At 69.7% G+C, this 25,023-nt stretch carries 26 protein-coding genes; 12 read left to right on the top strand and 14 right to left on the bottom strand.

From position 1 onward, the window contains the following. Positions 1–61: 61 nt before the first annotated feature. The 3 genes from ACQ860_RS03725 to ACQ860_RS03715 are packed head-to-tail and all read left to right on the top strand — an operon-like array spanning position 62 to position 3,014. Positions 62–1,420 (top strand): formimidoylglutamate deiminase, encoded by a 1,359-nt coding sequence (locus ACQ860_RS03725; RefSeq protein ID WP_431302065.1) that lies wholly within the window; start codon positions 62–64, stop codon positions 1,418–1,420. Continuing rightward, positions 1,417–2,169 (top strand): SDR family NAD(P)-dependent oxidoreductase, encoded by a 753-nt coding sequence (locus ACQ860_RS03720; protein ID WP_431302064.1) that lies wholly within the window; start codon positions 1,417–1,419, stop codon positions 2,167–2,169. The genes ACQ860_RS03725 and ACQ860_RS03720 overlap by 4 nt, the downstream gene beginning before the upstream one ends. Continuing rightward, a complete protein-coding gene (locus tag ACQ860_RS03715; protein ID WP_431302063.1) occupies positions 2,166–3,014 on the top strand; it encodes a GNAT family N-acetyltransferase in 849 nt (282 codons plus the stop codon). Before ACQ860_RS03720 ends, ACQ860_RS03715 begins: the two co-directional genes overlap by 4 nt. On the opposite strand, the gene ACQ860_RS03710 is transcribed toward ACQ860_RS03715, so the two are convergent. From ACQ860_RS03710 to ACQ860_RS03695, 4 genes are all read right to left on the bottom strand, one after another. Then, entirely contained in the window at positions 3,015–3,347 is a 333-nt protein-coding gene (locus ACQ860_RS03710) for a DHCW motif cupin fold protein (protein WP_431302062.1), read from the bottom strand. 91 nt (positions 3,348–3,438) lie between these two features. Next, complete coding sequence (locus ACQ860_RS03705) at positions 3,439–3,837, bottom strand: Zn-ribbon domain-containing OB-fold protein (protein ID WP_318651520.1); 399 nt, start codon at positions 3,835–3,837, stop codon at positions 3,439–3,441. 5 nt (positions 3,838–3,842) lie between these two features. After that, a complete protein-coding gene (locus tag ACQ860_RS03700) occupies positions 3,843–5,009 on the bottom strand; it encodes a thiolase domain-containing protein (RefSeq protein WP_431302061.1) in 1,167 nt (388 codons plus the stop codon). A gap of 122 nt (positions 5,010–5,131) precedes the next feature. Next, on the bottom strand, positions 5,132–6,109 hold the full coding sequence (locus ACQ860_RS03695; protein WP_431302060.1) for a tripartite tricarboxylate transporter substrate binding protein: 978 nt from the start codon (positions 6,107–6,109) through the stop codon (positions 5,132–5,134). 258 nt (positions 6,110–6,367) lie between these two features. Between ACQ860_RS03695 and ACQ860_RS03690 the strand changes: the two genes are divergently transcribed. Continuing rightward, positions 6,368–7,180 (top strand): transglycosylase SLT domain-containing protein, encoded by an 813-nt coding sequence (locus ACQ860_RS03690; RefSeq protein ID WP_431302059.1) that lies wholly within the window; start codon positions 6,368–6,370, stop codon positions 7,178–7,180. Positions 7,181–7,202: 22 nt separating this feature from the next. On the opposite strand, the gene ACQ860_RS03685 is transcribed toward ACQ860_RS03690, so the two are convergent. The 4 genes from ACQ860_RS03685 to ACQ860_RS03670 form a co-directional block, all read right to left on the bottom strand. Beyond that, positions 7,203–8,078, bottom strand: coding sequence for a carbohydrate ABC transporter permease (locus ACQ860_RS03685; RefSeq protein WP_431302058.1), 876 nt, complete (start codon positions 8,076–8,078; stop codon positions 7,203–7,205). A 258-nt stretch (positions 8,079–8,336) separates the two neighbouring features. Then, positions 8,337–9,293 carry a carbohydrate ABC transporter permease gene (locus ACQ860_RS03680; RefSeq protein ID WP_431302057.1) on the bottom strand — a complete coding sequence of 319 codons (957 nt, stop codon included), beginning with the start codon at positions 9,291–9,293 and terminating at the stop codon, positions 8,337–8,339. A gap of 65 nt (positions 9,294–9,358) precedes the next feature. Continuing rightward, positions 9,359–10,690 carry an ABC transporter substrate-binding protein gene (locus ACQ860_RS03675; RefSeq protein ID WP_431302056.1) on the bottom strand — a complete coding sequence of 444 codons (1,332 nt, stop codon included), beginning with the start codon at positions 10,688–10,690 and terminating at the stop codon, positions 9,359–9,361. 37 nt (positions 10,691–10,727) lie between these two features. Beyond that, positions 10,728–11,774, bottom strand: a complete 1,047-nt coding sequence (locus ACQ860_RS03670; protein ID WP_431302055.1) for an ABC transporter ATP-binding protein — start codon at positions 11,772–11,774, stop codon at positions 10,728–10,730. Between the two features lie 220 nt (positions 11,775–11,994). Between ACQ860_RS03670 and ACQ860_RS03665 the strand changes: the two genes are divergently transcribed. Next, positions 11,995–12,723 carry a PEP-CTERM sorting domain-containing protein gene (locus ACQ860_RS03665; protein WP_431302054.1) on the top strand — a complete coding sequence of 243 codons (729 nt, stop codon included), beginning with the start codon at positions 11,995–11,997 and terminating at the stop codon, positions 12,721–12,723. A 65-nt stretch (positions 12,724–12,788) separates the two neighbouring features. Here the strand turns inward: ACQ860_RS03665 and ACQ860_RS03660 are convergent, their stop codons facing one another. Then, positions 12,789–14,426 carry a thiamine pyrophosphate-requiring protein gene (locus ACQ860_RS03660; protein WP_431302053.1) on the bottom strand — a complete coding sequence of 546 codons (1,638 nt, stop codon included), beginning with the start codon at positions 14,424–14,426 and terminating at the stop codon, positions 12,789–12,791. 109 nt (positions 14,427–14,535) lie between these two features. On the opposite strand from ACQ860_RS03660, the gene ACQ860_RS03655 reads away from it, so the two are divergent. The 4 genes from ACQ860_RS03655 to phnX are packed head-to-tail and all read left to right on the top strand — an operon-like array spanning position 14,536 to position 18,051. Then, positions 14,536–14,751 (top strand): hypothetical protein, encoded by a 216-nt coding sequence (locus ACQ860_RS03655; protein WP_431302052.1) that lies wholly within the window; start codon positions 14,536–14,538, stop codon positions 14,749–14,751. A gap of 2 nt (positions 14,752–14,753) precedes the next feature. Further along, a complete protein-coding gene (locus ACQ860_RS03650; RefSeq protein WP_431302051.1) occupies positions 14,754–16,121 on the top strand; it encodes an amidase in 1,368 nt (455 codons plus the stop codon). Between the two features lie 17 nt (positions 16,122–16,138). Next, positions 16,139–17,257 (top strand): TIGR03364 family FAD-dependent oxidoreductase, encoded by a 1,119-nt coding sequence (locus tag ACQ860_RS03645; protein WP_431302050.1) that lies wholly within the window; start codon positions 16,139–16,141, stop codon positions 17,255–17,257. Then, the gene (gene phnX, locus ACQ860_RS03640; RefSeq protein ID WP_431302049.1) at positions 17,254–18,051 is read left to right on the top strand and encodes a phosphonoacetaldehyde hydrolase; all 798 of its coding nucleotides are present in this window, start codon (positions 17,254–17,256) and stop codon (positions 18,049–18,051) included. Before ACQ860_RS03645 ends, phnX begins: the two co-directional genes overlap by 4 nt. 1 nt (position 18,052) lies before the next feature. Here the strand turns inward: phnX and ACQ860_RS03635 are convergent, their stop codons facing one another. Together ACQ860_RS03635 and ACQ860_RS03630 are read right to left on the bottom strand one after the other, a co-directional pair. Beyond that, positions 18,053–18,886: a GGDEF domain-containing protein gene (locus tag ACQ860_RS03635; RefSeq protein WP_431302048.1), complete on the bottom strand. Its 834-nt coding sequence runs from the start codon at positions 18,884–18,886 to the stop codon at positions 18,053–18,055. Continuing rightward, a complete protein-coding gene (locus tag ACQ860_RS03630; protein ID WP_431302047.1) occupies positions 18,883–19,833 on the bottom strand; it encodes a Bug family tripartite tricarboxylate transporter substrate binding protein in 951 nt (316 codons plus the stop codon). Before ACQ860_RS03630 ends, ACQ860_RS03635 begins: the two co-directional genes overlap by 4 nt. A gap of 88 nt (positions 19,834–19,921) precedes the next feature. On the opposite strand from ACQ860_RS03630, the gene pdxY reads away from it, so the two are divergent. Both pdxY and ACQ860_RS03620 read left to right on the top strand, forming a co-directional pair. Continuing rightward, entirely contained in the window at positions 19,922–20,770 is an 849-nt protein-coding gene (gene pdxY / locus ACQ860_RS03625; protein ID WP_431302046.1) for a pyridoxal kinase PdxY, read from the top strand. 89 nt (positions 20,771–20,859) lie between these two features. Continuing rightward, a complete protein-coding gene (locus ACQ860_RS03620) occupies positions 20,860–21,717 on the top strand; it encodes an FkbM family methyltransferase (RefSeq protein ID WP_431302045.1) in 858 nt (285 codons plus the stop codon). On the opposite strand, the gene ACQ860_RS03615 is transcribed toward ACQ860_RS03620, so the two are convergent. Continuing rightward, entirely contained in the window at positions 21,710–22,735 is a 1,026-nt protein-coding gene (locus ACQ860_RS03615; protein WP_431302044.1) for a YeiH family protein, read from the bottom strand. The two genes, ACQ860_RS03620 and ACQ860_RS03615, sit on opposite strands and share 8 nt — an antisense overlap. Before the next feature lie 85 nt (positions 22,736–22,820). Further along, complete coding sequence (locus tag ACQ860_RS03610; protein ID WP_431302043.1) at positions 22,821–23,846, bottom strand: LLM class flavin-dependent oxidoreductase; 1,026 nt, start codon at positions 23,844–23,846, stop codon at positions 22,821–22,823. 36 nt (positions 23,847–23,882) lie between these two features. Between ACQ860_RS03610 and ACQ860_RS03605 the strand changes: the two genes are divergently transcribed. After that, a complete protein-coding gene (locus ACQ860_RS03605) occupies positions 23,883–24,347 on the top strand; it encodes a nucleoside deaminase (RefSeq protein WP_431302042.1) in 465 nt (154 codons plus the stop codon). Between the two features lies 1 nt (position 24,348). On the opposite strand, the gene upp is transcribed toward ACQ860_RS03605, so the two are convergent. Next, complete coding sequence (gene upp, locus ACQ860_RS03600; protein ID WP_431302041.1) at positions 24,349–24,990, bottom strand: uracil phosphoribosyltransferase; 642 nt, start codon at positions 24,988–24,990, stop codon at positions 24,349–24,351. Positions 24,991–25,023: the final 33 nt, after the last annotated feature.

The raw sequence follows: 25,023 nt of genomic DNA, 5'->3' as shown, positions 1-25,023 counted from the left end.
CAGGCTTGCGCGCAGGGGGCGGCCCCGCGATGTTTCACGGCATCGTCTCCAAGGGATTCCGATGGCCGAATTCTTCGCCGCCCATGCGCTGCTGCCGACCGGCTGGGCCGCCGATGTGCGGATCGCCTGCGATGCGGCGGGCCGCATCACCGAGGTCACAGCCGGCGCCACCCCCGGCCCAGCGCGCCGGCTGCGCGGCCACGTCATTCCCGGCATCGCCAATCTGCACAGCCACGCCTTCCAGCGCGCCATGGCCGGCGGGGCCGAGCGGCGCAGCCCGGCAGGCCGCGACAGCTTCTGGACCTGGCGCGAGACCATGTACCGCTTCGCGCTCAGCATCACGCCCGAGGATGCCGAGGCCATCGCCGCGCAGCTCTACGCCGAGTGCCTGGAGCGCGGCTTCACCCAGATCGCCGAATTCCAATACCTGCACCACGCGCCGGATGGTTCGCCCTATGCCGATCGCTCGGAGATGGCGCAGCGCCTCTTTGCCGCCGCCGCGAAGACGGGGCTGGGCATCACCATGCTGCCCAGCCTCTACCGCCATGGCGGCATCTTCGGCGCGCCGCCACATGACGGGCAGCGCCGCTTCCTGAACGATCTGGACGGCTTCCACGCGATCCTGGAGCGCGTGCGGGCCACCGCCGCCGCGCAGCCCCACGCCGCCTGGGGTGTGGCGCCGCACAGCCTGCGCGCCGTGACCCCCGCCATGCTGGCGGCGATGGCCGAGCTGGACTGCCCGATCCACATCCACGCCGCCGAGCAGGAGAAGGAGGTGGAGGAATGCCTCGCCGCCACCGGCCTGCGCCCCGTGGAATGGCTGCTGCGCCACACGCCGCTGGACCGCCGCTGGGTGCTGATCCATGCGACCCATATGACGGCCGAGGAGACGCGCGCGCTCGCCGCGACCGGCGCCGTGGCGGGGCTCTGCCCGAGCACCGAGGCCTCGCTGGGGGACGGCATCTTCCCGCTGCCCGACTACCTCGCCACCGAGGGGCGGCTTGGCTTCGGCACGGACAGCCATGTGGGCATCTGCCCGGCGGCCGAATTGCGCCAGCTCGAGACCAGCCAGCGCCTGGCCCTCGAGCTGCGCAGCGTCGCGACCGACGAGGCGCGGCCGCATCCCGCGCGCGGCCTGCTGGAGCGCGCGCTCGCCGGCGGCGCCCAGGCCTGCGGTGTCGCGATGGGCGGCATCGCGCCCGGCCTGCGCTGTGATCTGGTGGAGCTGGATGACGAACACCCGACGCTGGTGGGCCGCCACGGCGACGGGTTGCTGGACGCCTGGTGCTTCGGCCCGGCGGACCGGATGGTCCGCAGCGTGGCCGTGGGCGGCGCCGTGGTGGTGGAAGGCGGCCGCCACATCCGCGAAGGCGCGATCCGCGCGGATTTCACCCGCACGATGAAGAGGCTCGGCGCATGACCCTCCCGCTGCAAGGCAAGATCGCGATCGTCACCGGCGGCAGCCGCGGCATCGGCCGCGCCTCAGCCATCGCCTATGCCGAGGCGGGCGCGGATGTCGCCATCTGCCACCTGGATGACGAGGCCGAGGCGAAGACGCTGGTGCAGGCGGTGACGGCGCGCGGAAGACGCGGCTTCCAGATGGCCGCCGACATGGGGGATGTGGCGCAGATCAACGCCTTCGCCACGGCGGCGGAAGCCGCGCTCGGCCCCTGCGACATCCTGCTGAACAATGCCGGCATGAACATCCGCAATCCCTTCGGCGAGATCACCGAGGCGGAGTTCGACCGCATGGTGGCGGTGCACCTGAAAGGCATGTTCTTCATGGCCCAGGCCGTCTATCCAGGCATGGTCGCGCGGGGTGGCGGGCGCATCATCAACATCGCCTCGCAACTGGCACTCAAGGGCTCGCCCGGCATCGTCACCTATTGCGCGGTGAAGGCCGGCATCATCGGCTTCACCCGTGCGCTGGCGCATGAGGCGGGGCCGAAGGGGGTGCTGGTGAATGCGATCGCGCCGGGGCCGGTGGAGACCGACCTGACGCGCGCGCGTGGCCCTGAGTGGGAGGCGCGAATCTCGGCCAGCCTGCCGCTGGGACGCCTGGGCCAGCCAGAGGAGATCGCGGCGACGGCGGTGCTGCTGGCGGGGCCGGGGGGCAGCTTCTACACGGGCGCCTGCCTCTCGCCCAATGGCGGGGATGTGATGCATTGAGCGACGCTCTCGACATCCGGCCCATGCGGCCGGCCGAAGTCCCGCAGGCCGTCGAATGGGCGGCGCGCGAGGGCTGGAATCCCGGCCTCAACGACGCCACGGCCTTCGGCGCGGCGGACCCTGAAGGCTTCCTCTGCGCGATGCGGGGCGCCGAGATGCTGGCCTGCATCACGGCGGTGAAGACAGGAACCGATTTCGGCTTCATCGGCTTCTACATCGCCCGGCCCGACATTCGCGGGCAGGGGATCGGCTTCGCGCTGTGGCAGGCGGCGATGATGCGGCTGGCGGGGCGCTGCATCGGCCTGGATGGCGTGGTCGCTCAGCAGGCGAATTACCGGAAGGTGGGCTTCACGCTGGCCTGGAACAATGCGCGCTACCAGGGCGAGGCACCTGTGATCCTGGCCGGCGGCGGCGTGCGGATCGTGGATGCGGCGGAGGTGGATTTCGCGGCGCTCGCCGCCTTCGATGCGGAGGTCTTCGGGACGCCGCGCGCCGAATTCCTGCGCGCCTGGCTCACCACGCCCGGCCATCGCGCGCGCGTGGCGCTGGGGCCTTCGGGCATCGCGGGCTATGCCGTGCTGCGGCCTTGCCGGGAGGGATCGAAGCTCGCTCCGCTCTTCGCGCTCGATGGTGCGGTGGCGCGCGCGCTGATCGCCGATCTCGCGCCGCATCGCGCGCCCGGCCCCTTCATCCTCGACCTGCCCGAGCCGCATGCCGAGGCCGTGGCGCTGGCGCAGGGAATGGGCCTCGAGAAGACCTTCGAGACGGCGCGGATGTACACGCGCGAGCCGCCGGTGATGGCGCGGGAGCGGATCTTCGGGCTGACCAGCTTCGAACTCGGTTAGTCAGTCCACGATGAACAGCGTCACGCCGGTGTCGGTGCGCGAGCGGTGCGGGAAGTCTCCGAAGTCGGAGACCTGGTAGCTCATACCGGCCTTCATCGGGAAGGCGCGGCCGTCCTTGAGTTCGGAGACCATCTCGCCCTTCACGACGTAGATGATGTGGCCGCGGTCGCACCAATGGTCGGCCAGGTAGCCGGGCGAGTATTCGACGAGGCGCACGCGGATGTCCCCGATGTTGAGGGTGCGCCAATGGCCCATGCCCGTCTCGCCCGGGTGTTCCGTGCGCGGGACGTGGTCCCAATCGGTCACGGTGAACGGCAGCGCCGGAATTTTCATGGGGATGCTTCTCGTCGGAGGTGCAGGAACCTGAGGTTCCTGCTGGGATGCGCGAAGGGCAAAGCCCTTCGAACACGCCCTTCATGCTCGCTTACGCGAGAACGAACACCGGCACCGGGGCGCCATCGCCCTCGGTCGCGCGGAACTTCACCTTCACCTTCTGCCCGACCTTCAGCGCGTCGAGGTCGCACTCGACGATGTTGGTCAGCATGGTGGGGCCTTCGGCCAGCGTCACATAGGCCACGCAGAAGGGCTCCTTCCCGCGCGCGACGCTGTAGCTGTAGATCACGCCATCGCCCGAGGCTTCCACGAACTCGACATTGTTCGAGAGCGTGAAGGGCGAGACGTGCCGCGGGTAGTGGAAGAGCTTGCCGGTATCCAGGCACTTGCCGAGGATCAGCTTGCCCGCGCGGCAGCCGTCGAAATAGACCTTGTTGTCCGGGCTTTCGGCCGGGGCCGCGGGGGTGCGGTCAAAGGACATGGTCGCCATGGGTGTCACTCCCGCTCCAGGATGACGGTGCCGCAGCCATGCCGCGAACCGAGGTTGCCGCCCTTGCCATTGGCAAGCACGAGATCAGCGTTCTTCACCTGCACCGCCGGATGCGCTTCGCCGCGCGCCTGGCGCACCGCCTCGATCACCTTGGTCATGCCGCCGCGGTTGCTCGGGTGGTTGTTGCAGAGGCCGCCGCCATCCGTGTTGAAGGGCAGCTTGCCGACGCCGGAGATCAGGTTGCCGTCGGCGACGAACTTGCCGCCCTGGCCCTTCTCGCAGAAGCCGAGGTCTTCGATCTGCACCACGACGCTGATGGTGAAGCTGTCATAGATGGAGGCGTATTTGATGTCGGCCGGCTTCACGCCCGCCTTGTTGAAGGCCATCGGGCCCGAGAACTTCGTGGCGGAGTAGGTGAGGTCGATGCCGCCCGCATTCTGGTGCTTGTAGGCCTCGCCCCAGCCCTTCACGCCGACCTTGGGTCGGTTCAGCGTCTTCGCGATCTCGGGACGCGCCACGATCAGCGCGCCGCCGCCGTCCGAGATGACGCAGCAATCGAGGCGATGCAGCGGGTCCGCCACCATCGGCGAATTCACCACATCTTCCACGGTGACGACCTTGGGCAGCATGGCATGCGGGTTGTGCTGCGCGTGGTGCGAGGCCGCGACCTTCACCCAGGCCAGCTGCTCGCTCGTCGTGCCGAATTCGTACATGTGCCGCATGGCGACGTTCGCGTGCATCGTCGCGATGGTGCGGCCATAGGGCAGCTCGAAGCTCTCATCGGGCACGCCCACGCCGGCGGAGCGCACGGCGGTGCCGGTCTGCATGCCCTCGGCGCGCGGACGGCCGGCGAGCGTGATGAGCGCGACATTGCACTTGCCCGCGATGATGGCTTCCACCGCATGGCCGACATGAATGACGTAGGAGGAGCCGCCGCTTTCCGTCGTGTCGTAATGGCGCAGCTTGGTGAGGCCCATGTAGTCGATCATGGACAGGCCACCCATGCCGGGCGCATCGCCCGCGCAGAAATAGCCATCAATGTCGGCGGCGGTCAGGCCGGCATCCTGCAGCGCGCCGTAGGCGACCTCGGCATGCAGCTGCGCGGTGGATTTCGTCTCGGCCTTGCGCGTCGGGTGCTCGAAAGCGCCCACGATGTAGGCGGGATTCTTCATGGGGCTCGGTGCCCTTTCCTGGCGATCATCGCATCCTCCCGGATGAGTGGTCCGCTGCCTTGTGGCGCGGCGCCGAGAGCCTCGCTTCCATGCCGCGATCCGTCAACCTCGGCAGGCGCGTCTCAGCCGAGATTGAGCCGCCGCGCGAGGTTCCGATACAGCGCGATCTGCGCCTCCACCATCGCGCGCATGGCTGCCCCGTCGAGGTATCGGGGCACGCTGCCGGTGCGGCGGGTGGCGGCGAGCCATTCGGGATCCCCTGCCGTGGCCCGCGCCACGCGGCTCCAGAATGCCAGCACGGGATCCGGCAGGCTCGCGGGTGCCGCGAGCGCGTTCCAGCCGGCGAGCTGCGACAGCGCCGGCAGCCCCGCTTCGGCCGCGGTCGGCACGCCGGGCAGGTTCGGCAGGCGCGCCTCGCCGCTCACCACCAGGGCGCGGACCTGGCCCTGCTGGATGGCGCCCAGCATGTCGCCCAGGTTGTTGCCGACGAATTGCGCGTGGCCGCCCAGGAGCGCCGTCAGAGCTTCGCCGCCGCCGCGGAAGGGCACCGCCTGGGCGGCATCGATGGGCAGGCCGGCGCTGGCCAGCATGTGGCGGATGCCGAGGTCGAGGATGGTGGCTGGCCCGCTGGTCGCGAAGTTCAGCGTGCCGGGGGCGGCGCGGATCGCGGCGATCAGCGCGGGCAGGTCCCGCCAGGGCGCATCGGCGCGCACGCAGATGACGAAGGGATTTTCATCCAGCAGCGCGAGCCAGGTGAAGTCCTCCACCGTGTAGGGCGTGCGCGGATCGGTCGCGGGCAGGATGGCCGAGGAGCCGACGCGGGCCAGCAGCAGCGTATGCCCATCGGGCTTGGCGCGGGCGACATACTGCGTGCCGATGGCGCCCGAGGCGCCGGTGCGGTTCTCCACGATGATGGGTTGCCCGGGCTGCCCCAGGTGGCGCACCGCATGGGCCGCGAAGAGGCGGGCCGCGATGTCGGCGGCGCCGCCGGCCGAGAAGGGCGCCACCAGCGTCACCGGCCGGTCCAGCACCGGCCCCGGCGCCTGGGCAAGGGCAGGTGCCGCGAGGCAGGTGAGCATGAGGGTGCGACGTGCGATCATTGGGGGTGTTTGCCTCCCGGTTCGTGACTGGCCTGCAGGGCAGCATGGCCCGGTTCGGACAGGAAGGGTTGCCCTTTCGCTTCACGCCATGCTACCGCATGTTGCATGTTAACCAAGACTGGCCTGCCCAGGGGGGCGAGCGCACGCTTCGCGCCCCGGCACCCATCACTGGTTCGCGCGCCGCACCGCGTCGTGCAGCGCGGGTCCTTCCCCCGGGGAAGCCTTCGTGGCCTCGCTCTCGGCGCCTTCACGGCCTGGGTGCTGGGCGCGTTCACCTGGGCCCTGCCAGGGACCGCGCGCGCCACCGAAGCCCGCCCCCAGGCCGCGAGCCGCCCGGCCGTCTCGGCACCGGCGCGCCCGACGCCCCGGCCCGCTGCGAGCCCATCGGCCCGCCCCAGCGGCGCCAATGCCGCCCGCCGGCCCGCCAACACGCGCAGCGCCCAGCGCGCCCGCCCGCCCTCCGCCACACCCCGCATGCGCGACGCCCCGCAGGAGCTGATCCCCGTCCTGGCCTCCGACATGCCCCGCGGCACGGCCCAGCTCTCGCCCCGCGCCGCCTGCCTCCAGGCGACCCAGCGGGCCGAGCAGGTGCACGGCCTGCCCGCCGGCCTGCTGACCGCGGTGGCCCTGGCCGAAAGCGGCCTGCACGCTTATGCGCTGTCCATCGGCGGCCGTGCCCATTTCCCGGCGACCGAGGAAGCCGCCCGCCAGCTGCTGAACAGCGCGCCGCCGCGGCGCAGCGTCATGGCTGGCTGCGTGCAGGTGAATGCCCGCGTGCACGCCCGCAACTCGCATTGGCCACTGAACCCCGATGCCTCGGCCGACTGGGCCGGCGGCATGATGGCCCGCTGGGCGCGTGAGACGGGAAGCTGGTCCACCGCGCTGCGCCGCTGGCATGGCGGCAGCCCCGCCTCGACCCAGCGCCTGGTCTGCCGCGTGAAGGCCAAGATGGAAGTCACCAGCCCCGGCAGCGACATCTTCGAGGACTGGAACTGCGCATCGGGCCTCGCGGACCGCACGCGGCGCAATGGCGAGGTCCACCTCGCCACCGCGCAGCGCCAGACGGAATAGGCGCCCGACGGAGGAGCGGGCGCTACTCCTTCACAGCACCGGTCAGGCTGCTGACATAGTAGTCCACGAAGAACGAGTAGAAGATCGCGACCGGCAGCGAGCCGAGCAGGCTGCCCGCCATGAGCGCGCCCCACTGATAGACATCGCCCGTCACCAGCTCGGTCAGGATCGCGACGGGGACGGTCTTGTTCTCGCTGCTCTGGATGAAGGCGAGCGCGTAGATGAACTCGTTCCAGCTCAGCGTGAAGGAGAAGATGCCCGCGCTGATCAGCCCCGGCACCGCTAGCGGCAGCGTGATCTGCCGCAGGATCTGCAGGCGCGTGGCCCCATCGATCAGCGCGCATTCCTCCAGCTCGTACGGGATCGACTTGAAGTAGCCGATGAGGAGCCAAGTGCAGAAGGGCACGAGGAAGGTCGGGTAGACCAGGATCAGCGCCATCGGGCTGTCGAAAAGGCCGAGCTGAACCACCATCGTCGCCAGCGGGATGAAGAGGATGGAGGGCGGCACGAGATAGGCCAGGTAGATCGCAAGCCCGACATACTGGCTGCCGCGGAAGCGCAGCCGCTGGATCGCATAGGCGGCGAGCGTGCTGGCGAAGAGCGACAGGAAGGTCGCCCCCACCGAGACCATCATCGTCGTCCACAGCCAGGAAGGGTAGGAGGTCTCGAACAGCAACTTCCGGATGTGCTGCAGCGTGGGCGAGGTGATCCAGAATGGGTTGTGCGTGGCGAAGTCATAGAGCTCCGCATCGGGTTTGAAGGCCGTCACCGTCATCCAATAGAACGGGAAGAGCAGGATCAGCAGGAAGCAGGCCAGCGGGATCCACAGCAGCACCATCCGGCGCGCGCGACTGTCCCACTGCATCGTCTCCGGCGCGGCCGTCGAAGCTTGGCTCATGGCGTAGGCCCTGTCTGAAGGTGCGGCATGGGTCGGGGTTGCGCGGCGAGGGGCGCTGCCCCTCGCACTCCCCGCCGAGGCCCCAGGCCCTCGGAACCCATGTGATGGGATTTTGGGAGAGGGGCGGAGCGGGGCTTCGGGCCCGGAGCTTGGCACGGCCCCTCTCCCAAAACCCCTTGAGCGGTTTCCAAAGGCCCCCGGCCTTTGGTGGGGTACAGGGGAAAAGCCCCTGCGGCGCAGCCCGTCACGCGCGGCCCTTCAGTCATTGCCTTCGCCCTGCTGCCACTTGCGGCGGGCGAGGGCGAAGTAGCTGAAGAGGGTGGCGAAGACCAGGAAGGGGATCATCGAGACGGCGATGGCCGCGCCTTCGCCGAGTTGTCCGCCCGGGATGCCGCGCTGGAAGGCGAGGGTGGCCAGCAGGTGGGTGGAGTTGACGGGGCCGCCGCGCGTGATGGCGTAGACGAGCTGGAAATCGGTGAAGGTGAAGATGATGGAGAAGGTCATCACGATGGCGAGGATGGGCATCAGCATCGGAAAGGTGATGTAGCGGAAGCGCTGCCAGCCGGAGGCGCCGTCGAGGAGCGCGGCCTCGTAGAGCGAGGGCGAGATGGTCTGCAGCCCGGCGAGGAGCGAGATGGCGACGAAGGGGATGCCGCGCCAGATGTTGGCGACGATGAGCGAGAAGCGCGCCGGCCATTCGCTGCCGATGAAGTCGATATTGGTGGTGCGCCAGCCCAGCACGTCCACGAAGACGTAGCTGATGATGGAGAATTGCGGGTCGTAGATCCACCAGAAGGCGATGGCGGAGAGCACGGTGGGCACGATCCAGGGCAGCAGGATGATGGCCCGGATCAGCGACTTGAACGGCATATGCTGGTTGAGCAGCAAGGCAAGCCAGAGGCCGAGGGCGAATTTCCCGATGGTGGCGATGGCCGTGTAGAAGACGCTGAAGAAGACGGCGTTCCAGAAGATCGGGTCGGTGAAGAGATATTCAAAGTTCTCGAGGCCCACATAGATTCCGCGCCGGCCGATCGTGGCATCGGTGAAGGCGAGGTAGATGCCCAAGCCCAGCGGATAGGTGAGAAAGACGCCGAGCAGGCCCATCGCCGGCAGCAGGCAGGCGATGATAAGCACGGCCTTGTTGTCGAAGAAGCGGGAGAGCGCCGTCTGCGGCGGGCGCATCCGGGACCAATGCATCTGGGTGGTGGCGTCCATCAGGCTACTCCCGTGGGGCAGTCTCCACGCGGCGGCTGCCGCGCGGAGTGTCGCTGGGTTTGGGCTTACCGCCGGCGGAAGAAGCGCGCGGCGCGGCGCTCGGCCTCGCGTGCCGCAGCTTCGGGCGTGGCCTGGCCGGAGGCGACCGAGGCGCACATCTGCACCATCACATAGTCGGCGTTGGCAGCTGCCGAGCCTTCCGTGATCGGCCCCTTGAAGCCGTTCCAGAAGTCCGTATCCATCGTGTCCCTGAAGATCGCGACCTTGGGGTCGCCCTGCCAGGTGCGTGAGGCGTTGTAGGCGTTCAGCGGCTGCGCCCAGTAGCCGATATTGGCCTGCAGCCAGGGGTCGTATTGCGGCGCTTCCATCATGAAGGCGAGGAAGGCCTTGGCCGCGTTCGGGAAGCGCGTGTGGCGGAACACCATGGCGTTGAGCGTGAGGCCAGCATTGGGCGGCGAGGCGGCAAGGCCCTTCGACGCCAGGCTGTGTTCCGTGTCGGCGGCGATGGGCGCCGTCGCCGGGTCATTCTTCATCGAGAAGTAGAGCGAGACGCCGTTCTGCGTGAGGAAGCACTCGTTCGAGGCGAAGGCGCGGTTGTTGCTGATGTCGCCCCAGGCGAGCGTGCCGGGGATGAAGGTGGGGTAGAGTTCCCGCAGGTAGTTGAGTGCCGCGATGGTCTCGCGGCTGTTGATGCCGGGCGTGCCGTCCTCGTTCACCAGATGGCCGCCGAAGGACCAGATCAGCCAGCTGGCGAAGGCATTGCCGTCGCCCACTGCATTGCCCAGCGCGAAGCCGGCCGGCTTGCCCGCGCGGCGCAGCGCCTGGCAGAGGCGCAGGAAGCCCGCATGGTCTTCCGGGATGCTCTGGAAGCCCGCTTCGTTCACGACGGACTTCCGCCAGACGAAGGGGCCGCCCGAGGCGCCGAAGGGCAGCCCGATCCAGTTGTTGGTGTTGTGCCGGCGGCCGTAGCGCAGCGCCAGCTTCTTCCAGCCGCCATATTTCGCGCCGAGATATTCGGCGATGTCGGTGACCTCGATCAGCTTGTCCTGGAAGACGTGCGGCGCCTCGTTGAAGCCGATGATCACGTCGGGGCCGGCGCCGGTATTGGCGGTGACGCCCGTCTGCTGGGTGATGTCCTCCCAGGCCACGAAATCCACGCGGACCTGCACGCCGGTCGCCTGGGTGAAGCGGGCGGCGTTCGCGCGGAACACGTCCTCATCGGGCTGGACGAAGCGCACGGGGCGCAGCACGCGCAGTGTCGCGCCATTCTCGATCGGCAGGCGCGGCGGCGCGACATTCGCGGCCGCGATGTTGCTCGCATTCTGGGCGAGCGCCTCGCCGGCGATGAGGCCTGCGCCAAGACCGCCCACGAGGCGGCGGGTGATGCTGAAGGTCATGTTCGTTGTCTCTCCCTGTGGTCTGTTGGACGCCCGGTTACATCCGGTCGCCGGTCTGCTTGTTGAAGAGATGTGCCTGCGCGGCCGAGGGCATGATGGGCAGCCGCTCGCCCGGCTTGGCGGAAATCCGCTCGCGGAAGACGCCGTTCAGCTTGGTCTCGCCCATGCGGAGCATCACCAGCGTCTCGCTGCCCATGGGCTCGACGACGATGACCTCGGCCGGCATGCCGTCGCCGGCCAGCCGGAAATGCTCGGGGCGGATGCCATAGACGGCCGGGCCGTCCGGGTAGGTGCCAGGCGGCAAGGGCCAGCTCACGCCCTCCGGTGTCAGGAAGGCGCCGTGCTCGATGCACCCTTCCAGCAGGTTCATCGCGGGGCTGCCGATGAAGCCCGCGACGAAGAGGTTGGCCGGCTTGTCGTAAAGCTCCAGCGGCGGCCCGGCCTGGCGGATATGGCCGAGCTCCATGACGACGATCTTGTCCGCCATGGTCATGGCCTCGATCTGGTCATGCGTCACATAGATGGTGGTGACGCGCAGCCGCTGGTGCAGCTCGCGGATCTCGGAGCGCATCTGCACACGCAGCTTGGCGTCGAGGTTGGAGAGCGGCTCGTCGAACAGGAAGACCTGCGGGTCGCGCACGATGGCGCGGCCCATCGCCACGCGCTGCCGCTGCCCGCCCGAGAGCTGGCGCGGATAGCGGTCGAGCAGGTTTTCCAGGCCCAGGATTTTCGCGGCGCGCGCGACCTCGGTCTGCATCACCTCCTTCGAGGCGCGGGCCAGCTTCATGGAGAAGGCCATGTTCTCGAAGACGGTCATGTGCGGATACAGGGCGTAGTTCTGGAACACCATGGCGATGTCCCGGTCCTTCGGCGGCACGTTGTTCACGACACGCCCGCCGATGGAAATCTCGCCGCCCGTGATGTTCTCAAGGCCTGCCACCATGCGCAGCAGCGTGGACTTGCCGCAGCCCGAGGGGCCGACCAGGACGACGAACTCGCCATCCTCGATGTCGACCGAGACCCCGTGAAGCACGGAGGTGCTGCCGAAGCTTTTTCGCACCTTGTCGATCTGGACGGTTGCCATGGGGGTCGCGTTACCTCGGGTTGTTGGGTGGACGTGCTGGCTGCCCGTGGCAGGCCGGCGGGAAGGCCTGGGCGGCTTGTCGGAAAACTTGACGGTTGCGGCGCGGAGAAGGGAGGCGACGGATCAATGGATTGAAATAAAACATAAAATATCCAGGCACGCTTTTTGCTCTCCGAGGTTTGCGGCGACACATTCCGTGGCCCGCGAAGGAGAGACCAAGATGTTTTCGACGTTCAAGCGAATCCTGATGGCGGGCGGCGCGACCTGCGCGCTGGTCGCAACGCTGGCCACCAGTGCGATGGCCGGGCCGAGCTACAGCTTCACGGTGCGGACCGCGAACCAGGGCGGTGCGCAGTTCGATGCCGCCAACCCCGCCACCGGCTTCAATGCGGCCGGGGCCATCACAGCGACCTTCAACTACAATGGTCCGCTGTCCTTCAATGTCGGCCCGCCGCAGAACAACAACAACGCCGGCGATCTTAACTCGGCATTCTTCGGAGCCAATGCGGGCGCGATCTCGAGCTATTCCGGCGCGGGCAGCCTGCCGCTTCCGAGCGGCGCCAACTTCAGCACGCTGGCCAGTTTCCTGGGCTCCAGCGGCAGCGCTGCCAACTACCAGTATGGCTCGCTCTACACCATCGGCCTGGGCGTGCTCTCGGCCGGAACCCGGCTGACGATCACCCATGATGACGGCGTGAGCGTCTATCAGGGCGGCGTTCGCATCGGCAGCACGACGGCCGGGCCGACCTCCGCGATCACCGAGTCCGTGGTGCTCAGCAACACGGGTGCCACGACGCTGTACTTCGGCCGCCAGAACGGAGCGCCCTCGGTCTTGACCGTGGCCGTGCCGGAGCCGGCGAGCATCGCGCTGTTCGGTGCTGGCCTGCTCGGGCTGGCCGCTCTTCGCGGCCGTCGTTCCGGCAAGCAGGCGGGCAACGCGGCCGCCTGAGGCGTCCGTGCCAGGCAGCGGTCCTCCTCGCGGGGGCCGCTGCCGCAAGGCGGATGCGGGCTGGATCAAAACCGCGACACCTGCGTTTCCTTCGAGGTGATGAACTCCAGAAGGGCAGGGGTGCCATTCTTCGTCTGCTCGATGCCGCGCTGGATGGCGGGCACGATCTGGTCCGGCGTGAGCACGCGCTCGCCATAGCCGCCGAAGGCGCGCGCCATCTCGGCATAGTTGCCGCTGATGTCGGTGGTGCGGAACTTCTCCGTGCTGAGCGCCATGATCTTCAGCTCGATCGCCATGGAGAAGTTGTTCAGCAGGATGGAGAGGATCGGGATGCGCTCGCGCACCGCGGTCTCGAAATCCATCCCCGTGAAGCCGATGGCGGCATCGCCCCAGACATTGATGCAGAGCTTGTCGGGTGCCGCCAACTTGGCCCCCATGGCGAGGCCGAGGCCGTAGCCCAGCTGCGTCGTCTTGCCCCAACCCAGATAGGAGAGCGGTGTGCGGCTGATCCAGAAGGGCGAGAGCTGGTCGCGCGGCGAGCCCGCATCATGGGTGATGATGGTCTGGTCCGGGTCCACCGTGCGCCAGAGGTCGCGCAGCACGCGATAGGGGTTGAGCGGCGCGTCGTTGGAATCTCGCTTCTCGGCCCATTTGGCGAGCCAGGGCGCGCGCAGCGCCTCGATCGCGGCCTGAACAGGCGCATGCGGGCGGGCCGCCATGCCGCGCAATTCGTCGATCAGCGCCTGGAGCACGAGCTGCGCATCGCCGAGCAGGCCGATGTCGCAGCGGATGTCCTTGTCGAGGTGATCCGGGTCCAGCGTCGCGTGGATGTATTTGGGACCGCCATCCTTGGTTTGGGCCGGCATCTTGATGCCGAAATTCGTCTCGGTGAAGGAGCAGCCGACGCCGAAGATCACATCGGCATCATCGAGGAATTTCCGCACCGGATGCGGCATGGCCAGCCCACCCGAGCCCAGCGCCAGCGGATGATCCTCCGGGAAGGAAGACTTCCCGCCGAGGCTGGTCGTCACGGGTGCGGCCAGCATTTCGGCCAGCTCGCGCAGCTGCGGCCAGGCCTTCGCCCAGTGGATGCCGGTGCCGGCATAGATCACGGGGCGCTTCGCGTTCCGCAGCATTTCCGCCGCGCGCTTCACATCGGCGGGGTCGGGCGCGGAGCGGACGGCGAGGACCGGCGTGTAGCTCCAGTTCTCGGGCATCTCCTCCTGGAACATGTCGGTCGGGATCTCGACCACCACGGGGCCGCCGCGGCCATTGCGCAGGCGGGCGAAGGCGCGGCGCATGATGTTGGGCACCTCGGCGGCGGACATGATCGCCTCGGTGGACTTCGTGATGCCCTTCATCTGGATGGTGCTGTTGTAGTTGGGCGGCACATGCGCGATGCGGCGCGGATAGCCCATCGGCAGGACCAGGACCGGAACGCTTTCACCAAAACACTGCGCCACGCCGCCATAGGCGTTCTCGGCGCCCGGGCCGTGCTGCATGCAGAAGGCGCCGAGCTTGCGGGCGGAGGTGACGCGGCTGATGGCGTCCGCCATGTGCAGCCCGATGCGCTCCTGCCGCACCATGACAGGCCGGATGTCGATGGCCGCGCAATGCTCGATCATGTGGTTCACCGGATAGCCGGTGAGCACCTCGATCCCCTCGCGCCGCATGATTTCCGCGATGGCGTCTCCGACCTTCATGCCGCCGTGTCCTCCTCAAATTATTTCTTGGGAGGAAGGCTAGCCCCCGCTTCGCATGGCCTGCAAGCGTGGCAAGCTATGCTGCTGCGCAGCAGAAATGGAGATCCCGATGCCCGAGCCGCTCCCGCCCGATCACTTCGCCACGCTGATGGCCCAGGCGGGCATCAGCCTGCCCGCCGCGGAGGTCGAGGATCTGCGCCACGCGCACGCGAAGCTGGCCGGCATGCTGGAGGCGCTGCGCAAGCCCGCGCCGAAGCTGGTGGCGGAGCCGGCCTTCACCTTCAATGTCGGCTTCGCAGCGCGGCCAGCCGCGACGGAGAAGTGAGCATGATCCCGACCATCGCCGAAGCCGCTGCGCTGATCGCGGCGAAGAAGCTCTCGCCCGTCGAGCTCATGCGCGAATGCGAGTCGCGCATCGCCGCCCAGAACGGTGCGCTGCACGCCTTCATCCTCGAGACGCCCGAGCGCGCCCTTGCCGACGCCAAGGCCGCCGAGGCGCGACAGATGGCCGGCACGCTGAAGGGCAGGCTCGATGGCATCCCCATCGGCCACAAGGACATCTACTCGACCGCCGGCATCCGCACGACCTGCCATTCGGCGCAACTCATCGACAATGTGCCGGTCGAGGACGCCGTCACCGTCGCCAAGTGGCGCGATGCGGGCGTGGTGCTGATGGGCAAGCTCGCCACCCACGAATTCGCCTTCGGCGGCCCGAGCTTCGACCTGCCCTGGCCGCCCGCGCGCAACCCATGGAACACGGAATGCTTCACTTCCGGCTCCAGCAGCGGCACGGGTGCCGCGGTGGCCGCGGGCCTGATCCTGGGCGGCACGGGCTCGGACACGGGCGGCTCGATCCGCGGGCCGGCGGCGCTGTGCGGCATCGCCGGCATCAAGCCGACCTACGGGCTCTGCTCGCGCACCGGCATCTATCCGCTGGCGCAGACGCTGGACCACGCCGGCCCCATGGCCTGGACCAGCGAGGATTGCGCCATCCTGCTCGAAGCCATGGCGGGCCATGACCCGAGCGACCCCGGCAGCGCCGACCGGCCGGCGCCGCGCTTCGACCTGGCGCAGGATTGGCGCGGCCGCCGCGTCGGGCTGATCCGCCACATGCATGAGCAGGACAATCCCGTGAGCGCCGCGACGCTCAAGGGCATCAACGAGACGGCCGAGATCCTGCGCAAACTGGGCGCCACCGTCGTGGACGTCACGCTGCCCTCGCTGCATGAGTTCAACGCGGCGGGTTGGGTCACGCTCTCGGGCGAAGCCTGGGCGGTACATGAGGAGTGGATGCGCAGCCGGCCGCTGAAATACGGCGAGTTCCTGCGCGGCCGGCTGGCGCTGGGCGGCCTGCTCTCGGCGGGCGACTATGTCCAGGCGCAGCGGGTGCGGCGCGACCTCATCGCGCGCAGCTTCGCGGCCGCGGCTGATGTGGACCTGCTGCTGACCGCCGCCGCGCCCGGCGAGGCCCCGAAGATCCGCGACGTGCCGAAATGGGCGAGCCTCGAGAAGCCCAACTTCACCATCGCCTTCAACCTGCTGGGCTGGCCCGCGCTCACCATCTGCACCGGCCATGGCGAGGGCGGGTTGCCGGTGGCCGCGCAGATCATCGGCAAGCCCTGGCAGGATGGCCTGGTGCTGGCCGCCGGCCATGCGGTGGAGCGGGAGAACGGGGCGCGCGGCAAGCGGCCGTAAGGCAGGGAGCCAGTCGGATGGAACGCAGCTATGACCTGATCGTGGTGGGTCATGGCATCCTGGGCCTCGCGCATGCACTGACCGCGGCGCGGGCCGGGCATCGCGTGGCGGTGCTGGACCGGGACGCGCAGCCCAATGGCGCCTCCATCCGCAATTTCGGCTTCGTCACCGTCACGGGCCAGGGCTGGCCCGACACCTGGCGCCGCGCCCGCCGCGCGCGCGCCGTCTGGGCTCAGGTCGCGGAGGAGGCGGGCATCCCCATCCTGCAGCGCGGCCTGCTCATGGCGGCGCGCCGGCCCGAGGCGCTGGCCGTGATCGAGGAATTCGCGGCCGGCCCGATGGGGGAGGGCTGCCGCATCCTCCGTCCCGGCGAATTGCCGGGGCCATTCGCCCCCGGCCTGCTCGGCGCGCTGCATTCGCCGCATGAGCTGCGCGTGGAAAGCCGAGATGCGCTGCCCCGGCTGCGCGCCTGGCTGGCCGAGCGGCATGGCGTGGCGCTGTTTCCGCAATGCGCGGCGCTGGCCGTGGAGACGGGCGCGGTCCATACGCCGCGCGGGCGCTTCGCCGCGCCGCACATCGTGGTGTGCCCCGGCACGGACCTCGTCTCGCTCTTCCCCGAGGCCTTCGCCGCGCGGCGGACGACGCTGTGCAAGCTGCACATGCTGCGCCTCGCCGATCCCGGCTGGAGGCTGCCCGCGCCGGTGATGAGCGACCTCGGCCTGCACCGCTATCGCGGCTATCACGGCGCGCCCTCGCTGCCCGCGCTGCGCGCGCGGCTCGATGCCGAGCAGAAGCCGCAGCTCGACAACGGCGTGCACCTCATCGTCGTGCAATCGGCCGATGGGAGCCTCGTCGTGGGCGACAGCCACCACTACGCGGCTACACCCGACCCCTTCCAGCCGGAGGGCGTGGATGCGCTGATCCTGGAGGAATTCGCCGCCGTGCTGGGCGCGCCGCCGCCTGTGACAGAGCGCTGGATCGGCGTCTATCCCTCGGGCCCGGAGGATGCCTTCTTCGAGGCGCCACTGCCCGGCGTGCGCCTGGTTTCCGTCACCTCCGGCACCGGCGCCTCCACCGCCTTCGGCCTGGCGGAGGAAGTGCTGGCCGACCTGATGCGGATGGAGTTCCCCCCATGATCCAGGCTGTCATCCTCGACTGGGCGGGCACCGTGCTCGACCATGGCAGCCGCGCGCCCATGGCCGCCTTCGTGAAGGCCTTCGCGCATTTCGGCGTCACCATCAGCATCGCCGATGCGCGCGGCCCCATGGGCTTGGCCAAGCGCGACCACATCCGCCTCGTCGGCCGCGCGGTGAACGCGGCCTGGCGCGCGAAGCACGGGCATGACTTCAACGAGGCGGACATGGAGGCGATCTTCGCCGTCTTCGAGCCGCTCAACGTCGTCGCCGTGAAGACGGCCGAGCATTCGACACTCATCGCCGGCGCGCGCGAGGCGCTCGACTGGTGCAAGGCGCGCGGCATCCGCGTGGGTTCCACCACCGGCTACACGCGCCCCATCATGGAGGAACTGGCACCCCTCGCCGCGGCGCAGGGCTTTTCCCCGGAGGTGATGGTCTGCGCGGGCGATCTGCCCGCCGGCCGGCCGGCCCCGCTGCAGATGTGGCATGCCATGGCGCGGATGGGCGTCTGGCCCGCGAAGATGGTGGTCAAGTGCGACGACACGCCGCCCGGGATCGGCGAGGCGCGCAATGCGGGCTGTTGGGCCGTGGGCTTCGCGCTGTCCGGCAATATCGCGGGCCTGTCCGAGGCGGAGATGGCCGTGGCGAGCGAGGCCGACAAGGCCGCGATGCGGGCGCGCGCCACGGCTGAGTTGACCGAGGCCGGCGCGCATCTCGTCGTGGATTCCATCGCCGACCTGCCGCGCGCCCTGACCGACATCGAGGCGCGGATGGCGAAGGGCGAGGCGCCCTGACCTACGCGGCGCCCGCGATCCGCGCCTGGTTCCGCCCGCCTTCCTTCGCCGCATAGAGCGCCGCATCCGCCGCGTTGAAGGCGGCCTCCAGCGCCGCAGCATCGGAATGGGCGACGGCCGCGATGCCGGCCGAGAGTGTCAGCATGCGCGCTGGCGCGCCGGGATGCGGCACCGTCGTCATGATCACCTCGCGCATGCGGTTGACCAGCGGCAGCGCCTCCTCCGGCGTCAGGTTGGGCAGCACCATCGCGAATTCCTCGCCGCCCACGCGTCCCAGCGCATCCTCGCGGCGGATGGCGCCCTTCGCGGCATGGGCCACGCCCCTCAGCAGGGTGTCACCCGCGCCATGGCCCCAGCCGTCATTCACCGCCTTGAAGTGGTCGATGTCGAGCATGACGGCGACACTCGGCTGGCCCTGGCGGGCGGCGCGGGCCAGCACCGCCTCGGCCATGCGCGCGAAGCCCATGCGGTTGGGCAGGCCGGTCAGCGGGTCATGCTCGGCGGCATCGGCCAGTTGCGCCTCCAGCCGGTCGCGCGCCGCGAAGGCGTGCGCCATGCGCAGGAAGAAGAGCGGGACGAGCGTGTCCACGCCGAGCCAGACCCAGTTGATCAGCTCGACCTGGATGCCTGCCTTGCGGATCCCCTCATCCAGCCCGCTGCCCAGATGCAGCAGGCCGACCAGTACCATGAGCAGCGCGCCAACGAGGCCGCGAAGGCGGCGATCGGGGTGGTGCACATAGCCCATGCCCATCCGCCAGCCGACATGGCCCGCATAGAAGCACAGCGCCGCCAGCCCGATGCGGGCGGCGAGGAAGAACTCGTCATCCCAGTTCATTCAGCGCGGATGTTCCCGGCGCGGATCACCTGGCCCCAGGCGGCGATTTCGGTCTGGAGGAAATCGCGGAATTGCTGCGGCGTGAGATCCACCACCACGCCGCCCTGGGCCACGATGCGCTCGCGCTCCCGCGCGCTGGTGGCGAAGCGGCGGCCCTCGATGTTCAGCCGCTGCACGATGGCGGGCGACGTGCCGGCGGGGGCGACCAGCCCGGACCAGGTCTGCGAGGCGTAGCCCACCGCCCCCTGCTCGGCCATGGTCGGCAGGTCGGGCCAGGAGGGGTGGCGCTCGCGCGTCGTGATGGCGAGCGCCTTCAGCCGCCCGCCGCGCGCATGCGGGCCGGAGGAGGAGGAGCTGTCGAACAGCACGTCGCAATGGCCGGCGATGGTGTCCACCACGGCCGGGCCGGAGCCGCGATGCGGGATATGCGTCATCTCCACGTTCATCGCGCGCGCGAACATCTCGGCCGAGAGATGCGAGGGCGAGGCGACGCCGATCGAGCAGTAGTTGATCTGCCCCCGACGCGTGCCGGCCCAGGCCACGAATTCCTGCATGGTGTTGGGCGGCCGGTTGGTCGGCACCACCATCATCAGCGGCGTCACCGAGGGCAGCAGCACATGCTCGAAGCTGCGGATCGGATCATACCCGGCCTGGAGCATCTGCGGCAGGATCGAGAGCGGGCCGCTTGCCGTCATCGCGAGCGTATAGCCATCGGGCGCGGCGCGCGCCGTCATTTCCGTGCCCAGCATGCCCGAGGCGCCGGAGCGGCTTTCCACGACGAAGGGCTGGCCGAACACCTCCTGGTAATGCTGCGCGACCAGCCGGGCCACCGCCTCGGTCGCGCCGCCGGGCGGGAAGGGGACGATCACGCGCACCGGGCGTTCAGGCCAGGCCTGGGCGAGGGCGATGCCGGGGATGAGCAGGGCGGCAAGGACGAAGCGCAACATGGATGGGCCTCCATCTCGGGGAAAGGCAGCGTGGCATCCACCGCGCCCTGCTTGCAAGCAGGCCCGGAGCGGCTATGCCGGATGGGTGATGAACATCCTCTCGATCCAGTCCTGGGTGGCCTATGGTCATGTCGGCAACGCCTCCGCGATGTTTCCCCTGCAACGCCTCGGCGCCGAGGTCTGGGCCATCCACACGGTGCAGTTCAGCAACCACACGGGCTATGGCGCCTGGCGCGGCCAGGTGCTCGGCGCGCCGCTCATCCGCGACTGCGTGCGGGGCATCGGTGAGCGCGGCGCGCTGCCCGCCTGCCACGCGGTGCTGAGCGGCTACATGGGCGATGCCGAAATCGGCGCCGCCATCCTCGATGCGGTGGCTGAGGTGAAGGCGGCGAACCCGGCGGCGCTCTGGTGCTGCGACCCGGTGCTGGGCGATGACGGGCGCGGCATCTATGTGCGGCCGGGCATTCCCGAATTCCTGCGCGACCGCGCCATGCCCATGGCCGACATCGCGACGCCCAACCGCTTCGAGCTGGAATGGCTCACCGGGATGAGGGTGACGGACCTCGCCTCGGCCCGCGCGGCGGTGACGGCGCTCCAGACCTTGGGCCCGCGCTGCGTGCTGCTGACCAGCCTCGACCTGCCGGACATGCCGGAAGGCACCATCGGCATGCTGGCCGCCGAGGGAGGGCGCTTCTGGCGCGTCACCACGCCCCTGCTGCCGGTCAGCGTGAACGGCGCGGGCGATGCGATCGCGGCGCTCTTCCTGTTCCACCGGCTGCGCAGCGGCGATGCTGGGTCCGCGGTTTCGGCGGCCGCCTCCTCCGTCTTCGGCGTGCTGCGACGCACGGCCGAGGCGGGCTCGCGCGAATTGCTGACGGTGGCCGCGCAGGAGGAATTCGTCGCGCCCTCGCGCGTGTTCGACGCCATCGCCTGCTGAGTCGCTCCCGCTGCGCGCATGAACGCCGTGTCATGCAGCCGGGGCGTCATGGCCGCGTTCACGCTGGCGCCGATGGCGGGAGCGGGCGGATGCTGGACTCGACGGAGCGCGTGACGACGGGCCTTTGGCGCCCCAGCCGGCTGCGCCAGGCGCTGGCGCGGCTGGCCTATCCGCTGATCTGGGTGGCGAACCGGCCGGCCGGCGCTTGGTTCGGCCGGGCGCTCCATGACCTCGCGCTGCGCTGCCAGGGGATCGCGATCAACTTCCCCGGCAACCATGGGCTGACGCGGGGCGAGGAGGCGTTCCTCGCGCGCATCGCGCCGCAACTCCAGGGCGGCGTGCTGCTCGATGTGGGCGCGAACCATGGCTTCTACACCGAGCATCTGCGCCGGCTCGCACCCAATGCCCGCATCCACGCCTTCGAGCCGCATCCGCGCACCTTCGCCCGCCTCGCCGCCCGCCTGGACCAGCCGGGCGTCACGCTGGTGCAGGCGGCGCTCGGCGACAGCTCCGGAACGCTCGAGCTTTTCGATTTCGCGGGCCAGGACGGCTCCACACAGGCGAGCCTGAGCCGGGAGGCGGTGGCGCTCTACACGGAGGCCGTCACCAGCCACCGCATCCCCTGCACGACGCTCGACGCCTATCTGGAGGCGCAGGGGATCGGGACGGTGGATTTCCTGAAGATTGATACGGAAGGGCACGATCTGCACGTGTTGAAGGGCGCGGCGCGCGCCATCGCGGCGCAGCGCATCCGCGTCATCCAGCTGGAATTCATCCCCGCCAACATCGCGACGCGCGTGACGATGCGCGACATCTTCGAGGCCCTGCCGGGATACGCCATCCACCGGCTCTGCCTGAACGGCGCGCTGCTGCCGCTCGCCCCCTATGACGTGAAGCACTGCGAGATCTACGTGACGCAGAATCTGGTGGCGCTGCCCGTCAGATGACGGCGACACCCACCAGCGCGAGGACTGTGATGAAGAGCGTGGCGGCGACACCGAGCAGCAGCGGCGCCGCACCCCGCGCATGCAGCGCCCGCAGGTCGGTCTGCAGGCCGAGGGCCGCGACCGAGGCCGCCAGCATGATCGGCACGACGAAGCGCGAGGCATCCACCACCAGCTTCGGCACCAGGCCCGTGCTGCCGATCACCACCAGCGCCAGGAAGCCGAAGGCGAACCAGGGCACGGGCGCCTTGGCGTGCCCGGCCTCGCCCATGTGGCTGCGCGCCACCCACCAGCCCAGCGCGACGACCGCGGGGGCGAGGAGGAAGACGCGGGCGAGCTTCATCACCGTGCCGGTCTGCGCCGCTTCCGGCCCGCCGGCCGCGGCCGCACCCACCGCCTGCACCACCTCATGGATCGCGGCCCCCGCCCAGAGGCCATAGGTATTGGCCGACATGCCCATCAGCTCCCCCAGATAGGGGAAGAGGATCAGGGCCACCGTGCCGCAAAGCGTGATGACGGCGAGCGCGTAGGTCACATCCTCATCGCGCCCGCGTGCCACCTGGTTGGCGGCGACGATGGCCGACGCGCCGCAGATCGCGGTGCCGGTGCCGATGAGCAGCGAGAGCTTCGGGTCCACGCCCATGACGCGGCCAAGCCAGATGGTGAAGGGCAGCGTCAGCCCCACCACGAGGAAGGCCAGCACCAGCGCGCCGAGGCCGAGCGAGGCCAGCATGCCGAGCGTCACCTGGAAGCCCAGCAGCACGATGGCGGCCCGCAGCACCGGCCGCACGGCATAGCTGATGCCGGGCTTGAGGCTGGCCGGCCGGCCGATCACGGCACCCAGCCCCACGCCCAGCACAAGGGCCACCACCACCGGGTTGAGGGCCGCGATGCCGGTCATGTTGCGGATGATGATGGCGATGGCCGCGATGACGAGGCAGACGCCGAGGCCAGGGGCCAGGCTGCGCAGCCGGTCCGGGAAGGATTGGGCGGCGCTGGGGGCGCTGGTCGGGGCTGCCATGGATGCTCGCAATCTAGTCTGGAAAGGATGACGAGACGGTCCACCCGTGGGGGTGCCGCGTCAACCCGCCCCGCCAGGCCACCGGCTATTCGGCGGCGATCGGCATGGGTTTCGTGAGGCCGAAGGCCTCGGCCAGCAGCGTCACGCTGCGGGCGCGGGCGGCCGCGTCATGGCAGGGGGTGAGCACCGCCACCTCCTGCGCGCCAAGCTCCGCCGTGAGGGCCGCGAGGCGGTCGCGCACCTGCTCGCCCGTGCCGATGATGGCCGTCGCCCGCATGCGCTCGATTCGTGCGCGCTCGGATTCGGAATAGGGGTGCGCCAGCGCCTCCTCGGCGGTGGGGAAGGGCGGGAAGCTGCCGCGGTCGCGATACAGGCGCCAGAGCGCGCGCGGCGCGAAGAGGCGTTCGGCCTCCTCCACCGTATCGGCCGCCAGCGCATAGACCGCGACGGCGGCGTGGGCCGGCTGGCCGCGCATGTCGCGATAGCCCTCGCGGTACATGTGCAGCGCCTCGGCCGCGCCCCGCCCGTCGGTGATGAAGTGGGCGAAGCAATAGGGCAGGCCGAAGAAGGCCGCGACCTGCGCGCCATAATCGCTGGAGCCCAGCACCCAGACCTCGGGCGCCGTCGCCACTTCGGGGCTCGCGCGCACCTCGCGGAAGGGGTGGTTCTCGGGCAGGCCGTCGCCGAGCCAGCCCAGCAGGTCTCGCAGTTGCGCGGGGAAGTGGTCGGCCGCACTCGCCGCGTTGGGGTTGAGCGCATAGGCGGTGCGGCCATCGCTGCCGGGCGCGCGGCCGAGGCCGAGGTCAATGCGGCCGGGCGCGATGGCTTCCAGCGCGCGGAACTGCTCGGCCACCTTCAGCGCGGAATAATGCGGCAGCATCACGCCTGCACTGCCCACACGGATGCGCCGCGTGGTGGCGGCGATGGCGCTGATCAGGATCTCGGGCGCGGAGCCCGCATGGCTCTGGCTGTTGTGGTGCTCGGCCAGCCAGTAGCGCGCATAGCCGAGGCGATCGGCCAATTGCGCGATGGCCAGGCTCTCCTGGATCGCCTCGGCCGGCCCCTTGCCGGAGACGATGGTGGATTGATCGAGGATTGAAAGCGCTGGCATGGTCATCCCTTGAGTCTACCGGCAGCAGGGGATACCATGGAAGAGACGTTCCTTCGCCGCGCCTTCGCGCTGGCCTGCCAGGGTGTCGCCGAGGGCGGCGGCCCCTTCGGCGCCGTCGTGGTCAAGGATGGCGCGATCATCGGCGAGGGGCGGAACAACGTCGTCCCGGGGCGTGATCCGACGCAGCATGCGGAGGTGGTGGCGATCCGCGCCGCCTGCGCGGCGCTGGGCACGCATGATCTGACCGGCGCCGTGCTCTACACGAGCTGCGAGCCCTGCCCGATGTGCCTCTCGGCCACCTGGTGGGCGCGCATCGGCGAGATCGTCTATGGCAATGACCGGGCGGATGCGGCGGCGATCGGCTTCGACGATGCCGCGATCTACGAGGAGGTGGCGCGCCCGCTGGAGTCGCGGGCGCTGCCCATCCGCCGCCTGCTGGCGAGCGAGGCGCTGGAGGCGTTCCGGCTGTGGGACAACAAGCCGGACAAGATCCGCTACTAGCCTACTCCGTCCCGAAGCAGCGATCCCCGGCATCGCCCAGCCCCGGGACGATATAGCCATGTTCGTTCAGCCGCTCATCCAGCGCGCCGGCCAGGATCGCCACATCCGGATGCGCGGCCTGGAGCGCCGCGACACCCTCGGGCGCGGCCACCACGCAGGCGAAGCGCACCACGCGCGCGCCCGCCTGCTTCACGCGATGAATGGCCTGGATGGCCGAACCGCCGGTCGCCAGCATCGGGTCCAGCACCAGCGCGCCGCGGCGGGCGAGGTCCTTGGGCAGGCGGACCACATACTCGCTGGGTGTCAGCGTCTGCTCATCCCGCACCAGGCCGAGATGGCCCACCGGCGCGTCCGGCAGCACCATGCGCGCGCCGTCCAGCAGGCCGAGGCCGGCGCGCAGGATGGCGACGAGGCAGGGCTCCTGCTGCGTCAGCACCGGGGCCTCCATGGCGCTCACCGGCGTCTGGATGGTGGCGGTGGTCTCGGGCAGGTCGCGCAGGGCCTCGCTCGCCAGGATGGCGCCGATCTCGGCCAGCACGCGGCGGAAGGTGGCGCTGTCCGTCTCCTGCTTGCGGATGCGGGTGATCTTCGCGCGCAGCAGGGCGTGGCGGGGCGTGTGGAAATTGGCGCGGGTCTGGCTCATGGCGCGGGCTTAGCCCCAGCGCCAGCGCCGTTC

The organism is Sediminicoccus sp. BL-A-41-H5 (genome assembly GCF_050632405.1).
In the GTDB taxonomy this organism is placed as follows: domain Bacteria; phylum Pseudomonadota; class Alphaproteobacteria; order Acetobacterales; family Acetobacteraceae; genus Roseococcus.
The sequence above is the reverse complement of the archived record's forward strand: the minus strand, read 5'-3'. Positions and strand labels throughout refer to the sequence as shown.